Origin of the sequence: Pseudomonas sp. LAP_36 (assembly GCF_019456785.1) — a bacterium.
Lineage (GTDB): Bacteria > Pseudomonadota > Gammaproteobacteria > Pseudomonadales > Pseudomonadaceae > Aquipseudomonas > Aquipseudomonas tritici.
On the sequence record NZ_JAHZMS010000002.1, the window covers coordinates 738,510 to 751,889 of the forward strand.

Sequence of the window (13,380 nt, forward strand, 5' to 3'; positions counted from 1 at the left end):
GGGAATCGGCGGGGCTGGGACAAGGATAGAGCTAAGAAATCAAAAAAAGTGCAATGGCCGTGGCTAGATAGTTGTAAGCAGATACCGTCCGGCCGGTGAACGGGCTCAAACGTGAAGAATTTTTTTTAGGCTCTATACTGTTTGCAACAGCTGCGTGTGTTGTTGGCGATCCAGGGTGGCATTTCAACCTTTGAACGGCTTGGCGCGTTTTTCTATATCGCCCCGGCATACTCACCAGCAGCTGTACATGAGGGAGACGGCAATGAAACATCCAATTCGAGCTCAAATGGTTGTTCAGGTGATTTGCCTGCTTTCGGTGGCTCAGCTTTTTTGTTGAGCGGCGTGTGACTGCCTTCACATTCAGCTGCAGTTGCGGCAGTGAGAGGTATTGCCAGCTATAAGCCATCATCTGGCCCGACAGTCGATTGCCGGGCCAGAGCGTGCAGCTATAGCAAGATCGTGGACAACATACCTAAGGCGCCCAGGCAAAACCCGATCAATGCGCCTCGACCGGGGAACTCCTGAAACAGCGCCCAGATCACGATAGGCTCCAGCAGCAATAAGGAGGTAACGGACACAACCGTCACCACCCAGATGTCACCGACCGCAAGATACCCCAGCCAATAAGCCCCCAGCAGACAAAGCCCGGCAAAGCACATCAACACAACAGGCATGATGAAAGCGTGCCATGAGCCGTCGCCCGCTTGAGCCAACTTGGCGGTCACCACCTCACTGTAGATTGCACAAAACTCACCGATGATCATCAACCCTAGAGCAGAAACTCCGAGTAGTTCTTTGGACATATCAAAAACTCCTTCGTATTCAACGCAATATTCTTCAACTCCCAGCGGGCAATGCCGCTGCCCAGAGTTTCGTTGCAGTGAGACGAAGCAGCCTTGAACAGGCCTGAATTACCGAAGTGCTTTTCCATGCTCATGTCCTTTATAGAAGGTGAGGCTTAGCGACCAGATGAGGCGCTCGGCCTGATCATACGTTTCGGCGGGCATCAGTAACAACCTTGGCCGTGGAACCGCCGCAACGGCCTGTTTATTTCTCGGTGTTTGTATAAGCTTGCCGTTCGTTTTTTCGGGACCAGGAAAGGTAAATGAGTGACGACAATGGAAAGCGCTTGCGGATTAACCAGAAGCACATTTGCATGGCTGCAATCTCGCTGGTTTTCTCCTGCACCTGTGTTGCCGCAGACACTTACTCGGAGCTGAGCACGCCTGATAAATCGGGATTCATGTGGGGGCAGGTCTACCAGCATACAAAAGCCGCATGTGGCACTCTCCCGCAAGACCTTGAAGACGATTACGCGAAGGCGATCCGATTCCTTTCAGAGGCCAGCCCAGAATTTGGACCGACCTTTAAGGACGGCCTGAAGCCCAGCCTTAAGAAGGCGCCTCCAAAATCAGCCGAGGAACTGGAGGACGTATGTGTCAAAGGTCAGACAGGCCTCAGAAACCAAGTGAAACTCGCCAGATACTGGTTTACCGAAAAATGGTGAGTGTGGAATAGCGAGACGGCGAGAGTTGCTATCAGGCGCTACTTTCAGTGCCTTCCACCGTCTATGCTCGTGAGGTCGGCATCTGCGTTTCAATGTCAGATTTAATTTCGCGAGTCGGGGGCCAGCATGCTTGCCATATGCCGCCCGCGCAGAACTTCGAGCTTTTGTTTTAATCCCAAGCGTGCTTTAAAGATTAACGCCTGCTGACAGCCCATAGAGGTTCACAAAATGAAAATGACACTACCCGCCCTGGTGTTGGGTGTTCTGATATCGCAAGGAGCGATAGCCGCCGGTGATGGTACAGCCGCTCTTGGAGGTGGCGTTGGTGGTGCACTTGGCAATATCGTCGGCCAACAGCTTGGCGGCTCAACGGGTGCAGCGGTAGGCGCAGGCTTAGGGGGGGCCGCCGGTGGAGCAGTCGGTGCCCAGAAGGGTAAGAGGACAGAAGCTGCGATAGGCGGCGGAGTTGGCTCTGCGGGTGGGTCACTTATAGGCAATCGTCTGGGCGGCACAACTGGTTCGACTATCGGAGCGGGTCTCGGTGGCGCTGCAGGTGGCGCGCTCGGCAACAACCTGGCGGATGATGAGAGCAATCATCGATCTGACGGGAAAAAGCACAAAGGCAACAATAAGCACAAGCATAAGAACAAGCGCCATTGATGAGCCATGGCTCGTGCTTGCAGTAGGCGCCAATAAATGCAGACGCCGTTTGGCGGGTCAGCTTAGCGAACAAGTGAGGGGCTGGGCCTGATCATATGTGTGAGCACCTGTTTTGAATAACCGGGGTTCGACGAGTATGAACGGTATTAAAAACTCGCAGGACTCCCCGCCGCCGCCCGTCATGATTGGGCTATGATCAGGCCATCTGAACCGGACGCCCAATGCCCCATGCCCGTTGACCTACAAGCGCTCTATCCAAAACTGATCCACTTGATGCTGGATACGGTATTCGTCGTCGACAGCGACAACCAGATTGTCTTCGTGAGCGACGCCTGTGAGTCACTGCTCGGCTACCGCGCCGAAGAGCTGATCGGCACCCTGATCATCCACTACATGCACCCTGAAGACCTCGCGCGCACCCGCGCCTCAATAGTTCGGGTCATGAATGGCCAAGCCCACGTCGACTTCCGCAACCGTTATCTGCGCAAGGATGGCAGCGTCGTACACATTTTGTGGGCGGCCTTCTGGTCCAAAGAAGTCGGTGCGCGGATCGGTGTCGCGCGGGACGTAACGGCGCTCACCCAGGCCGAGGAAGAGTTACGCTTCCTCGCCCATCATGACCCGCTGACGGCCCTCACCAACCGATCGCTGTTCAACGATCGGCTCGACAGTGCGCTGCAAAGTGCACAGAGCCATGACCGGAGCTTGGCGTTGCTGTTTCTGGACATCAACGACTTCAAGTGCATCAACGATGTGCATGGTCATGCCATGGGCGATCGCGTGCTCTGTGTGATTGCACGACGGCTAGAGCGCTGTGTGCACGAAGGCGATCTAGTGGCCCGGATGGGCGGTGATGAATTCACGGTACTGATCACGGATATCCAGTCGCCGGATGCGGTTGCCGGGAAGGTGGCGCAGATACTTGCGGTCATGGCTGAGCCACTGGGAGCCGAGTTTGGCGGAGTGAAAATGCCGTCTTGCAGCGTCGGCGTGGCGTTTTATCCGGAGGATGGAGAGGATGCGGATACGCTGTTGAGTCATGCGGATGGGGAGATGTATCGGGTGAAGAGGCTGCGGGTTGCGAGTGAGTGAAGATATGAAGTACACCGTAGCGTAGGGTCTCGCAACCCGCGTCGGTAAAGAGCCAATGCCCCGACGAGTCGGGGCATTGGCTTTTATGGTCTTGGATAAATCAAAGGGCTTTTCAGCCTTACGGGTGAAGAACCGCTTGCTGACCATCATGCACGAGGCTATTTGGCTTGGCGAAGCACAAGTTCCGATAGACGGGTCTTAACGCGGAAGCAGAACTCACGAATTTGAAATTGATAAGCGGGCATAACCATGTAGTTCAAGTCAGGACCTAATGAGTCTTTGATTTCCATATATTTAGCGGTCTTGGCAGCAATGGCTTGGTACTCCGCCTCGTATTTAACGTAAGACGCTTTGTTGTAAACCTTCAAAACGTCCAGTTCTTTACGGCATTGCTCTGCGCGATTTTGGTTTAAGTCTGTTTCTGATTCTGACTGAGCAGCTTCCGCAGAGGCAGGGACGTGGGAGTCAGCACTGGTGCCCGCAGGTGCAGCCTCATATCGCACAGTCCAATTAGGTGGTGTCGAAGACGCGACTTCAGGGGGGGCTTCCTGGACGACGGCAGGAGGCGGAGTCACGTTAGATTTTTCTGGCGTTTTCGTAGCGCATCCAGAGAGGGCAAGTCCTACCACTACAGCGATGCCACACAGTTTATACATCGGTTTCACCAAGACGTAATTATGGTTGGCTGAGTCGTTAGGTTCTGGGTAAAAGTAATAACTCACTCGATGATCGAGTATAAATTTTCTACCAGACTCAAGGCGCTCAGCCTCTCTTCCTTGAGTGCGCAGGTGAGTGATAATAGTAAAAAAACAAAGAGATGACGAGTAAAAGCTCGTCAGAAAAGCCACAGATTTAACGGGACAATTGCGGTGGGTCCAAGCTGAGCATGGACCCTCATTGTGCCGTGTTCGGATCGCAGGGCAAGATGAGGCGACTCATGCAATAGGTGCAATCGCCAAGCCTTTCAAATAGGCAACGTTTCGGAACGCCTACGAAAAACCGTGTTCCGCCACCAAACCCCAGAAACACAAAAGCCCCGCTTTCGCGAGGCTTTCGTTTGAATCTTGGCGGGAAACCAGGGATTCGAACCCTGGAGACGCTATTAACATCCGCCGGTTTTCAAGACCGATAGGCAAATTCAAGCGGGCCGACGCCCTGAAGGCCGTCGGCGTTCCATTACTCATGGCAACCGGTCAGTCTACAGACCGCATTCTGCAGGGGGGGCGTTTTGAGTTTGGGAACCGTTTTTGCCCTCCCAAGCATCCTGTCGAATGAAGGCAAGCCACAGCATTGCCCAACGATTTACGAAATACATCGTGACTGTTTTGGGCCAGAAGCGGACCCGCACCGAACACCCCTCACGCTTGGCGCTTATACGTCAGGTAATCATGGGCACCGGTACCGGTGCATAAAAACCCTGCCTTCTCGTACATCCTCTTCGCGGGGTTATCAGGTCGCACACTCAACCGCAACTGCGTAAATCCGTGCCGTGCCGCGTCCAGTGCATAGGCTTCCAAGAGGGCCATTCCCACCCCGCTACGCCGATGTTCTGGACTTACATGGATAGTGCAAAGTTCTGCGTAACTCTGCTCAGGTATCCAGAGTGAGTAACCTGCGAAGGCATTACCCATGAACGCGACGTTCAGACGTTCAAAATTCTCTACCCAACGCGTCAGGTGCCGTTCCAGTTGGGCTCGCCACGATGCTTCATGCTCGGGCTCCCAACAGCGGATATAGCTCTCCTCGCCTCTGTAGATGGCCGGAAGATCGGTAACACGTGCTTGTCTGAGTTGTAGTGCCATTCCATTAGCCTTTGATGACGTGAAGGTATGGTATGGCTTGCCTGACATTTCGCAAAGCCGGACGATGGGTCGCGATCCGGGTGCAGCGCGAGGTTACAGGTGGCTAACAGCCGATCATGAAAGGCTGCTTCTGGCCGATTTTTGCCAGTTAGGGCCACCCAGTGTACTGGTCAAACCCGATGCAAATGACTGGTCAAGTCGAATGCAAATGTGTGGTCAGGTGGAGTGAATTACCCACGTGCTTCGTTCATTTGTCCAGATTCAGTAGTTCATGCATCCGTTCGCCAATTATTCCTCGCAACCACGCCGAATGAAATTCGATTTCTTCCAGAGAAGTACCCTCAGCAAATCGGTATTCGAACACTTTGTCCTTCGGCCCCTTATACACAACGCTAAAATGGCCATCGCGATCAAACATGGCGAGCTGGTAGGGGCAGATATAAAGGATGTCGCTAAACGGCACGCGCAATTCGGAGGGTTTACGGCCGCGACGGGTGACCGTGAGGGTAAGCAGTTGCTGACCTTCGTCAAACGTGAAGGCTTGCACGCTAGGCGCAGAGAAAAACCACCCGAAGACCAGCCCCATGAGCACAACAAAACCAAGCAGGAACAGGATGAGCGACGACGTCGTAAAACTCGACTCATCGCTGGACGGCACATCCTGCATCGCGCCAAGTCCGAGAAGAAGCAATATCGCCAGGCCAAAAGCCGGCAACAACATAAGCAGCGCAAAGCAGAAACCCAAAATGCCCGAACCCGTGCTGCCAATGATCGGTAAATCCGGACCACTATGCCAAATAGGTGGGTGGACGACAGGGGCTTGAGTGCCTGGCGCGACTTGAGTCGTTGCGACATGGCGAGGTGGGCTTTGAGGATTCATCCAGCAGGCTCCAGGGGTGCAGCGTAGGTATTACCAATGACGCACACCCTCGATGCTGACTCAAGGAAGCGCCAGCCATCCACTCGCTATGATTACTGGGCGCTAACGCTTGGAACCCATAAAGTGCACGAAGTCGCAGCTTGGGCAATGAGCCAATCATGCTCACGCTTCGCGAAGGGCCGAGGCATCCCGTAAGAAATCCGGAGAGCAAAGTTGTAGGCACCCCTGACTTCATTTCCAGTGGGTGTAGCTTCTTTCAACGTTGTGTTGGTTTTGAGCCCTTCTACCGCTCCATGTAGCGCCAGCGCCTGCTTGGAGGTGTCCGCGCTTTCCTCCAGGATCTGTACCGCGATAAAGGCCGCATTCGAGCAGCGATCCATCTTTTCCCACTGCTTCATTTGGGCTTCATCGCCGAGCGCTACAGCAGAGGTGAGCAACATCAATGAGCCAATCAAAAAACGCATTGCTTTGATCCTTCAAATTAGTTTGCGTAGTAATACATCAACCTATACCCAATCGCTACCACGGTATTCGTCCGATAACAGCCAGCAAAATTCTGGGTTTGCACGGAGCCAGTCGCTTACTGCGGCATACCGACAGCCGACCACCGGGCTAGTGAGCAAAGCGAGTGCCGTTACTCTTCAATCCTTGGCCAATTGAACTTGTAATTCAGCGGAGGCAGCTCGTAATGTTCAGCCAGATACAACGCCAGCATTTCCCCTTCCTTCGCGTACGCAGCCGCTTTATCAGAAGTCGGATACCAACTCACCCAAAGCGTTTCTAGAGGGAAGACTTTCTCAAACGCCGCATAGTTGAAACGCCAGCCAGCCATATGCCCGGCTGCTCCAGGATTTTTTGCGCATCGAACAAATGCAGAGAGGCGGCGCCTAAGATTATCTGACTCTCCAATGGTCAATATTCCGTTCTCATCCACGCCTATCGCGCGATTGAGCGCCCTGTCTGCGCAAATAATATATGCCCCGGGGACAACAGGTGCGCTCTTATAGTGTTCCGTGAGCTTTAACCACTCAGGCTCCCATCCCTGCCAGTTTTTGACGTTCATCTGCTGCCTCCACCAATAGAGGCAAAACGATATCACGCCCCATAGCGACTCTAGTAGTTTGGGTTGTCAGGGACGCTCTCTAAAGCCTGAAAAAGTGGCACATTGCCGGTGTTGGTGAGCAAATTTTTACTCGCAAGGAAGCCCACCCTCATGTCCTTTGCTCTTGTTCGCGCTGCTGCAACCTGCCTACTGACTGCGGTAACTCTCTTCGGATGCGCGTGTCCCCCGACAGAGGGTGGTGAGCGCGAAAATCACCTGACGTTGTTCTGTTCTCGCGCATCGCTTGCTTCCTTATTAACTTGAGCCTGACGGCGCTGTTCTTCTTTCCGGGCCACATTGCCAGCCTCGGTGATAGCAAGCGCTTGGGCCTCGCCAATGCCAGCCAGCTTTTCCCTATAACGCCAATCCTGTACGCGCCAAGTTCCACCAGCGCTGACCACCATCGCCAGCAGGATCGACGCTAGGCAATTCACGGGCATCATGGCAGCACCTTCAGAGCTCTTTCGTACAGTGCTTGGCGATCCTGCGCACCGTTCGGCACACGCCCACGTCGACCTGTATTGATGAGTGTTGGCAGCCAGCATTCGAAAGTTCCAGTTCCGCGACATCCGCCCCAAGGCCGCAAGCGAGATCCTCGACCTAGGAGATGCAAGCCGGCTCCTGGGACTCACAGACAAGCGGATAACCGAGACCGTATATCGACACGTTGGGGAGATCGTGAAGCCGACTCGCTGACCGCAATTTGCAACGAGTTGCGGAAACCGCCTGAAAGGATGCGGAAACTATCAGCCTGTACGCTGATAGCTTTGCCAAACCCCAAAAACACAAAAGCCCCGCTTTCGCGAGGCTTTCGTGTGAATCTTGGCGGGAAACCAGGGATTCGAACCCTGGGAACGCTATTAACGTTCGCCGGTTTTCAAGACCGGTGCATTCAACCACTCTGCCAATTTCCCTTGTGCATCACAGGATTATAGTAGCCCATCCTGTCTCAGCGGGCGCCATAATACCCGAATGAAACACACTGTCAAACTCTCGGCATCGCTTGTTACAGAGCGTCTGTTATGATCTTTGCGACTGAACGTTTCAAAACCGAAGGAGTGTCGCCATGCGCGAACAGAATTACGCAGTGAATGGCAACGCGCAGGCTGAGCAGCTTGAAGTCAGCCGCGTGTTGCGCAACACCTATGGCTTGCTCGCCCTTACCCTCGCATTCAGCGGCGTAATGGCGTTTGTGGCTCAGCAGATGCGCGTCGGCTACCCGAACATCTTTGTCGTGCTGATCGGCTTCTACGGGCTGTTCTTCCTGACCAACAAGCTGCGCGACTCGGCCTGGGGCTTGGTGTCGGCGTTTGCCTTGACCGGTTTCATGGGCTTTATCCTCGGCCCGATCCTCAACCGTTACCTCGGCATGGCCGGCGGTGCGGAAGTGGTCAGCTCGGCGTTTGCCATGACGGCCCTGGTGTTTGGTGGTCTGTCGGCCTACGTGCTGATCACCCGTAAGGACATGAGCTTCCTGGGTGGCTTCATCACCGCAGGCTTCTTTGTGCTGCTGGCGGCTGTGGTTGCAGGTATGTTCTTCCAGATCAGTGGCCTGCAACTGGCGATCAGCGCGGGTTTTGTGCTGTTCTCCTCGGTGTGCATCCTGTTCCAGACCAGCGCCATCATCCACGGCGGTGAGCGTAACTACATCATGGCGACCGTGAGCCTGTATGTGTCGATCTACAACCTGTTTATCAGCCTGTTGCAGATCTTCGGCATCATGAGCCGCGACGATTGATTAGTTAACGCAATAAAAATGCCCCGTATCGAAAGATACGGGGCATTTTTGTTTTTAGGCTGTTAAGAGCCGGTTTCAGTATTTGTTGGGTTCCATCTCCAGATCAACCTTGAAACGCTGCGCAATATCCTGCTGGATCCGCTGAGCCAGGTTGGCAATATCGTGCCCCGAGGCACCGCCATAGTTGACCAACACCAGCGCCTGCAGTTTGTGCACACCTGCATCCCCCTCACGAAAGCCTTTCCAGCCAGCCTTGTCGATCAGCCAACCGGCCGCGAGCTTCATCTGCCCATCGGGCTGCGGATAAGCCACCAGGTCCGGGTACAGCGCCTGCAGCTCAGCTGCCAACACCTGGGACACCAATGGGTTCTTGAAGAAGCTTCCCGCATTGCCAAGCTCTGCCGGGTCCGGCAGTTTTTCGCGGCGGATGCTGCAGATCGCACGGCTGACGTCACTCGGCGTCGCTTCAGTGATCCCCTGCCCCGCCAGGCGCTGCTGCACCGGGCCGTAGTCAAGTTTCAGGTGGCTGGTGCGGCTCAGGGCAAAGCGCACCCGCAGGATCAGCCAGCGGCCGGTTTCGTGCTTGAACAGGCTGTCACGGTAGGCAAAGTTGCATTCTTCCAGGCTGAATTCGCGCAGTTCGCCGGTGTGGCGATCCAGGGCGGTCAGCCCGGCGAATACGTCCTTGATCTCCACGCCGTAGGCGCCGATGTTCTGCATCGGTGCTGCGCCAACAGTACCGGGGATGAGGCTGAGATTTTCCAGGCCGCAGAAACCCTGTTCCAGGGTCCATAGCACGAAGGGGTGCCAGGCTTCGCCCGCTTGCGCCTCGACCACCACCTGCGTGCCGTCATCGTGGACCACGCGGATGCCTTGGGTCGCCATGCGCAAGACCAGCGCAGGAATGTCCTGGGTCAGCAGCAAGTTGCTGCCACCACCGATCACCAGCAGTGGCACCGCATGTGCGGCTGAATAAGCCAGGGCCTCGCGGACGTCATCGTCGCTGTGAGCCTCGGCGAACAACTGGGCGCGTACGTCGATGCCAAAGCTATTGAAGGGCTTGAGCGATACCTGTGAGAGCACCTGCAAGGTCATAACCGCCCCTTCAATTCGATCACCAATAAATCACAGGCGCGTTCGATCAGGTCCAGGACCCGCTCGAAGCCTTGTTCACCTTCGTAATAAGGGTCTGGCACTTCGTCCACTTCGCCGTCGTAGCGGCGCAGGAACAGGTCCAGCTCCGCTGTGCCCTGGCCCGGCTGCATGGCCTTGAGGTTGCGCAGGTTGCTGTGGTCCATGGCCAGGATCAGGTCATAGCGCGCAAAGTCGGCGCGGGAGACCTGCTGGGCCCGCTGGGCCGACAAGTCATAGCCGCGCACCAGCGCCGCACGTTGGCTGCGCTTATCCGGTGGGTTGCCAATATGCCATTCACCCGTACCGGCGGACGCGACCTCGACCTGCCCTGCCAAACCCGCTTCGCGCAATTTATGGCGCAGCACGCCTTCTGCGGTGGGCGAGCGACAGATATTGCCCAGGCAGACAAACAAGACCTCCATCAGGCCCCCAGCAGGCGACGGACGCGCTCAAGGTCTTCCGGAGTGTCGACACCCGCCGGCGGCGCTTCCAGCGCATCGCCCACATGAATGCGCACGCCGTGCCACAAGGCACGCAGCTGCTCCAGCGATTCGGTGTTTTCCAGCCAGCACGGGCCCCAACTGACGAAGTCATGCAGGAAACCGGCACGGTAGGCATAGATGCCGATATGACGGCGATACGGCACGCCTTCCGGCAATACGTCGGGGTGCTTGGCGAAAGCATCGCGCGCCCACGGCAAGGTCGAACGGCTGAACGTCAGCGCCAGGCCATTGATGTCGCTGACCACTTTCACCACGTTCGGATTGAACAAGGTGTCGATGTCTTCAATCGGTTCGGCCAGGGTCGCCATGCGCGCCTCGCCATGGGCGGCCAGGTTGGCGGCCACTTGGTCGATCACGCTCGGCGGAATCAACGGCTCGTCACCTTGCACGTTGACCACGATGGCATCAGGTGCCAGGCCGAGTTTCGTGGCCACTTCGGCCAGGCGGTCGGTGCCGGAGTTATGGTCTTCGCGAGTCAGCACGGCCTCAGCGCCGAAGCCTTTGCAGGCTTCGATGATGCGTGGATCATCGGTGGCCACCACCACGCGCTCGGCGCTGCTTTTACAGGCCTGTTCCCACACCAACTGGATCATCGGCTTGTCGCCGATTAGTTGCAGCGGCTTGCCCGGCAAGCGGGTCGACGCGTAGCGGGAGGGAATGACAACGGTAAAGGCTGTGGTCATTTATCCAAGCGCTCATCGGTGGTCAGGGTGCGGGCTTCGCTTTCCAGCATTACCGGGATGCCATCACGGATCGGGTAAGCCAGGCCGGCGCCTTTGCTGATCAGCTCGGTTTTATCGGCGCTGAGCTTGAGCGGGCCTTTGCAGATCGGGCAAGCGAGGATATCGAGCAGTTTGGTGTCCATGAGTGTTTCCTGGAAAGAAGCGATTTAAGGCAAGAGACGGGCAGGCAACAGGCGCATCAGCTGCGTGTCGAACCAGGCGACAAACGCCGGCGACGGCAGCGCATCCACCGCAAGGTACCACCAGTCGGGCTGGGCAAAGGCGCGGCACTTCACCGCGTCCTTTTCGGTCATGACCAGCGGCAATGACGGTGAAAAATTCAGGACTTCGGCGCTGTACGGCGCGTGGTCGGCAAACGCATGGGGTATCGGCTGCCAGTGTAGCGTTTCGAGGGTGTTGAAGAAACGCTGCGGGTTGCCGATACCGGCGACCGCATGCACCTGCTGGCCCGCCGCAAAGTGATCGACCGGCTGGCGCTCGCCGGTCTTCAGATTGACCAGTGCGGAAGGCTGTAAGCGAAAGGCAAAACCATCGTCTCGGTCGCTTGCGGCGCCGTTATACAACAGCGCATCGACACTCTGCAGCCGCTCCACGGGTTCGCGCAACGGCCCCGCCGGCAGGCAACGGCGATTGCCCAGGCCACGGGCGGCGTCGATCAGCACCAATTCAAGGTCGCGGGCCAGGCGGTAATGCTGCAGGCCATCGTCGGAGAGGATCAGGTCCAGGGTTTCACTGACCAGCAGCGCCTTGACCGCACGGCTGCGATCGGGGTCGATCACTAACGGTACGCCGCAGCGCTGCACGATCAATAAGGGTTCGTCACCCGCCACTTCGGCACTGTGGTTGGCTTCAACCCGCCATGGCAACTGCGGCGGCTTGGCCCCATACCCCCTGCTGACCACCCCCACGCGCAAGCCGCTGCGTCGGCAGTGCTCTATCAACCACAGGATCAACGGGGTCTTGCCGGTGCCACCCACGGTGATATTACCGACCACCACCACGGGCACCGGCGACTGATAGATCTCACCCTCACCCGCGAGGAAACGTGCGCGCTTGCGCTGCACCACTCGGCGGTACAAGGATTCCAGCGGCCGCAGCAACGTGAGCGCCGGATGGCCCTCGTACCAGGCCTTAAGCAAACGATCGGACATGGCCATCAGGGTTGGCTCGCTGCCTCAACGGTGGTCATGCGCAGGTGGCTGAAACCGAGCTTGCCGGCGGCATCCATGGCAGTGATCACGGCCTGGTGCTGGGTCTTGCCATCGGCACTGATCGACAGCGGCAGCTTGGTATCGCCGCCGGACTCTTTCTGCAAGGCCTCCATCAGGCTGTTGAGATCGTTCTTTTCGAGCAACTGGTTATTCACTGAAAACACCCCGTCGGCGCTGATGGCGATGTCCAGTTGCTTGACCTCCTGGTCTTCGGCCGGCGAACCGCTCACGGCTTCCGGCAGTTCAACGCGCAGCTCGGTTTGCCGGGTAAAGGTGGTGGTGACGACAAAAAACAGCAGCAGGATAAACACCACGTCGATCAGCGACGCGAGGTTGATATCGACATTTTCCCGTTGCTTGCGGCGAAATTTCACGCTTTGCCCCCAACCAGATCAACGTCACGGTCACCCTGCACGACTTCCACCAGCTTGATGGCTTCCTGCTCCATGCCGACCACCAGCTCATCGATGCGCCGTTGCAGGAAACGGTGGAAGAATACCGAAGGAATACCGACCATCAGGCCCGCTGCCGTGGTGATCAGCGCCTTGGAGATACCACCGGCCAATACGGCCGCGTTGGTGGTCATGCCGGAGCCCATGAACGAGCTGAAAATATCGATCATGCCCAGCACCGTCCCCAGCAAACCGAGCAACGGCGCCATGGCAGCGATGGTGCCGAGGGCATTGATGTAGCGCTCCAGTTCATGAATGACACGGGCGGCAGCCTCCTCGATGCACTCTTTCATGATCTCGCGACCATGCTTGGAGTTGGCCAGGCCGGCGGCAAGGATTTCACCCAACGGGGAGTTGGCGCGCAGTTCCTTGAGTTTTTCCTTGTCCAGTTGCTTGTTCTTGATCCAGGCCCAGACCTGCCCCAATAGGTGCTCGGGGGTGACGCGACTGGCGCGCAGGGTCCACAGGCGTTCGGCGACGATGCCGAGTGCGGCGATAGAACTCATGATGATCGGCAACATCATCCAGCCGCCGGATTTGACCAATTCCCACACAG

19 protein-coding genes, 1 tRNA gene and 1 pseudogene are annotated in these 13,380 nt (G+C 56.7%); 5 read left to right on the top strand and 16 right to left on the bottom strand.

What is annotated here, in order from left to right; translation table 11 throughout:
- Positions 1-446: 446 nt before the first annotated feature.
- Both JBO08_RS09005 and JBO08_RS09010 read right to left on the bottom strand, forming a co-directional pair.
- Positions 447-764, bottom strand: a complete 318-nt coding sequence (locus tag JBO08_RS09005; protein WP_065882052.1) for a hypothetical protein — start codon at positions 762-764, stop codon at positions 447-449.
- Positions 765-769: 5 nt separating this feature from the next.
- Positions 770-931, bottom strand: a complete 162-nt coding sequence (locus JBO08_RS09010) for a hypothetical protein (RefSeq protein WP_175405998.1) — start codon at positions 929-931, stop codon at positions 770-772.
- Positions 932-1,105: 174 nt separating this feature from the next.
- Between JBO08_RS09010 and JBO08_RS09015 the strand changes: the two genes are divergently transcribed.
- The 3 genes from JBO08_RS09015 to JBO08_RS09025 all read left to right on the top strand — a co-directional run bounded on the left by JBO08_RS09015 (position 1,106) and on the right by JBO08_RS09025 (position 3,259).
- Entirely contained in the window at positions 1,106-1,507 is a 402-nt protein-coding gene (locus JBO08_RS09015) for a hypothetical protein (protein ID WP_065872108.1), read from the top strand.
- 228 nt (positions 1,508-1,735) lie between these two features.
- Positions 1,736-2,167: a glycine zipper domain-containing protein gene (locus JBO08_RS09020; RefSeq protein ID WP_065872107.1), complete on the top strand. Its 432-nt coding sequence runs from the start codon at positions 1,736-1,738 to the stop codon at positions 2,165-2,167.
- Positions 2,168-2,395: 228 nt separating this feature from the next.
- Entirely contained in the window at positions 2,396-3,259 is an 864-nt protein-coding gene (locus JBO08_RS09025) for a sensor domain-containing diguanylate cyclase (protein WP_065890834.1), read from the top strand.
- A 158-nt stretch (positions 3,260-3,417) separates the two neighbouring features.
- Here the strand turns inward: JBO08_RS09025 and JBO08_RS28125 are convergent, their stop codons facing one another.
- From JBO08_RS28125 to JBO08_RS09055, 6 genes are all read right to left on the bottom strand, one after another.
- Entirely contained in the window at positions 3,418-3,915 is a 498-nt protein-coding gene (locus JBO08_RS28125; RefSeq protein ID WP_225930637.1) for a hypothetical protein, read from the bottom strand.
- 702 nt (positions 3,916-4,617) lie between these two features.
- The gene (locus tag JBO08_RS09035) at positions 4,618-5,109 is read right to left on the bottom strand and encodes an N-acetyltransferase (protein ID WP_309304401.1); all 492 of its coding nucleotides are present in this window, start codon (positions 5,107-5,109) and stop codon (positions 4,618-4,620) included.
- 199 nt (positions 5,110-5,308) lie between these two features.
- A complete protein-coding gene (locus tag JBO08_RS09040) occupies positions 5,309-5,941 on the bottom strand; it encodes a hypothetical protein (protein WP_065881928.1) in 633 nt (210 codons plus the stop codon).
- A 92-nt stretch (positions 5,942-6,033) separates the two neighbouring features.
- Positions 6,034-6,405 carry a hypothetical protein gene (locus tag JBO08_RS09045; protein WP_225930638.1) on the bottom strand — a complete coding sequence of 124 codons (372 nt, stop codon included), beginning with the start codon at positions 6,403-6,405 and terminating at the stop codon, positions 6,034-6,036.
- 170 nt (positions 6,406-6,575) lie between these two features.
- Positions 6,576-7,004: a hypothetical protein gene (locus tag JBO08_RS09050; RefSeq protein ID WP_065881926.1), complete on the bottom strand. Its 429-nt coding sequence runs from the start codon at positions 7,002-7,004 to the stop codon at positions 6,576-6,578.
- Between the two features lie 251 nt (positions 7,005-7,255).
- On the bottom strand, positions 7,256-7,486 hold the full coding sequence (locus JBO08_RS09055; RefSeq protein ID WP_258407067.1) for a hypothetical protein: 231 nt from the start codon (positions 7,484-7,486) through the stop codon (positions 7,256-7,258).
- Positions 7,487-7,574: 88 nt separating this feature from the next.
- Between JBO08_RS09055 and JBO08_RS28130 the strand changes: the two are divergent.
- Positions 7,575-7,739: pseudogene (locus JBO08_RS28130) on the top strand (integrase); the annotation flags it as partial.
- Between the two features lie 127 nt (positions 7,740-7,866).
- On the opposite strand, the gene JBO08_RS09060 reads toward JBO08_RS28130, so the two are convergent.
- Positions 7,867-7,957 (bottom strand) — tRNA-Ser (locus JBO08_RS09060).
- A gap of 152 nt (positions 7,958-8,109) precedes the next feature.
- Here JBO08_RS09060 and JBO08_RS09065 point away from each other — a divergent pair.
- On the top strand, positions 8,110-8,781 hold the full coding sequence (locus tag JBO08_RS09065; protein WP_003174664.1) for a Bax inhibitor-1/YccA family protein: 672 nt from the start codon (positions 8,110-8,112) through the stop codon (positions 8,779-8,781).
- A gap of 75 nt (positions 8,782-8,856) precedes the next feature.
- Here the strand turns inward: JBO08_RS09065 and murB are convergent, their stop codons facing one another.
- Genes murB through JBO08_RS09100 form a run of 7 tightly spaced genes read right to left on the bottom strand, consistent with a single transcriptional unit; the run spans position 8,857 to position 13,378 of the window.
- Positions 8,857-9,876 carry a UDP-N-acetylmuramate dehydrogenase gene (gene murB, locus JBO08_RS09070; protein WP_065890784.1) on the bottom strand — a complete coding sequence of 340 codons (1,020 nt, stop codon included), beginning with the start codon at positions 9,874-9,876 and terminating at the stop codon, positions 8,857-8,859.
- The gene (locus JBO08_RS09075; RefSeq protein WP_065872101.1) at positions 9,873-10,337 is read right to left on the bottom strand and encodes a low molecular weight protein-tyrosine-phosphatase; all 465 of its coding nucleotides are present in this window, start codon (positions 10,335-10,337) and stop codon (positions 9,873-9,875) included. The genes murB and JBO08_RS09075 overlap by 4 nt, the downstream gene beginning before the upstream one ends.
- Entirely contained in the window at positions 10,337-11,101 is a 765-nt protein-coding gene (gene kdsB / locus JBO08_RS09080; RefSeq protein WP_065881922.1) for a 3-deoxy-manno-octulosonate cytidylyltransferase, read from the bottom strand. Before kdsB ends, JBO08_RS09075 begins: the two co-directional genes overlap by 1 nt.
- Positions 11,098-11,283, bottom strand: coding sequence for a Trm112 family protein (locus tag JBO08_RS09085; protein WP_003174668.1), 186 nt, complete (start codon positions 11,281-11,283; stop codon positions 11,098-11,100). The genes kdsB and JBO08_RS09085 overlap by 4 nt, the downstream gene beginning before the upstream one ends.
- Before the next feature lie 24 nt (positions 11,284-11,307).
- On the bottom strand, positions 11,308-12,318 hold the full coding sequence (gene lpxK, locus JBO08_RS09090; protein WP_065911005.1) for a tetraacyldisaccharide 4'-kinase: 1,011 nt from the start codon (positions 12,316-12,318) through the stop codon (positions 11,308-11,310).
- Positions 12,318-12,746 carry a biopolymer transporter ExbD gene (locus tag JBO08_RS09095; protein ID WP_220074163.1) on the bottom strand — a complete coding sequence of 143 codons (429 nt, stop codon included), beginning with the start codon at positions 12,744-12,746 and terminating at the stop codon, positions 12,318-12,320. Before JBO08_RS09095 ends, lpxK begins: the two co-directional genes overlap by 1 nt.
- A complete protein-coding gene (locus JBO08_RS09100) occupies positions 12,743-13,378 on the bottom strand; it encodes a MotA/TolQ/ExbB proton channel family protein (protein WP_033896796.1) in 636 nt (211 codons plus the stop codon). The genes JBO08_RS09095 and JBO08_RS09100 overlap by 4 nt, the downstream gene beginning before the upstream one ends.
- Positions 13,379-13,380 lie beyond the last annotated feature (2 nt).

Excerpts from the sequence above, each read along its gene's own strand:
- JBO08_RS09005 (WP_065882052.1), bottom strand. The coding sequence starts at position 764 with ATGATCATCGGTGAGTTTTGTGCAATCTACAGTGAGGTGGTGACCGCC.
- JBO08_RS09010 (WP_175405998.1), bottom strand. The coding sequence starts at position 931 with ATGGAAAAGCACTTCGGTAATTCAGGCCTGTTCAAGGCTGCTTCGTCT.
- JBO08_RS09015 (WP_065872108.1), top strand. The coding sequence starts at position 1,106 with ATGAGTGACGACAATGGAAAGCGCTTGCGGATTAACCAGAAGCACATT.
- JBO08_RS09020 (WP_065872107.1), top strand. The coding sequence starts at position 1,736 with ATGAAAATGACACTACCCGCCCTGGTGTTGGGTGTTCTGATATCGCAA.
- JBO08_RS09025 (WP_065890834.1), top strand. The coding sequence starts at position 2,396 with ATGCCCGTTGACCTACAAGCGCTCTATCCAAAACTGATCCACTTGATG.
- JBO08_RS28125 (WP_225930637.1), bottom strand. The coding sequence starts at position 3,915 with ATGTATAAACTGTGTGGCATCGCTGTAGTGGTAGGACTTGCCCTCTCT.
- JBO08_RS09035 (WP_309304401.1), bottom strand. The coding sequence starts at position 5,109 with ATGTCAGGCAAGCCATACCATACCTTCACGTCATCAAAGGCTAATGGA.
- JBO08_RS09040 (WP_065881928.1), bottom strand. The coding sequence starts at position 5,941 with ATGAATCCTCAAAGCCCACCTCGCCATGTCGCAACGACTCAAGTCGCG.
- JBO08_RS09045 (WP_225930638.1), bottom strand. The coding sequence starts at position 6,405 with ATGCGTTTTTTGATTGGCTCATTGATGTTGCTCACCTCTGCTGTAGCG.
- JBO08_RS09050 (WP_065881926.1), bottom strand. The coding sequence starts at position 7,004 with ATGAACGTCAAAAACTGGCAGGGATGGGAGCCTGAGTGGTTAAAGCTC.
- JBO08_RS09055 (WP_258407067.1), bottom strand. The coding sequence starts at position 7,486 with ATGATGCCCGTGAATTGCCTAGCGTCGATCCTGCTGGCGATGGTGGTC.
- JBO08_RS09065 (WP_003174664.1), top strand. The coding sequence starts at position 8,110 with ATGCGCGAACAGAATTACGCAGTGAATGGCAACGCGCAGGCTGAGCAG.
- murB (WP_065890784.1), bottom strand. The coding sequence starts at position 9,876 with ATGACCTTGCAGGTGCTCTCACAGGTATCGCTCAAGCCCTTCAATAGC.
- JBO08_RS09075 (WP_065872101.1), bottom strand. The coding sequence starts at position 10,337 with ATGGAGGTCTTGTTTGTCTGCCTGGGCAATATCTGTCGCTCGCCCACC.
- kdsB (WP_065881922.1), bottom strand. The coding sequence starts at position 11,101 with ATGACCACAGCCTTTACCGTTGTCATTCCCTCCCGCTACGCGTCGACC.
- JBO08_RS09085 (WP_003174668.1), bottom strand. The coding sequence starts at position 11,283 with ATGGACACCAAACTGCTCGATATCCTCGCTTGCCCGATCTGCAAAGGC.
- lpxK (WP_065911005.1), bottom strand. The coding sequence starts at position 12,318 with ATGGCCATGTCCGATCGTTTGCTTAAGGCCTGGTACGAGGGCCATCCG.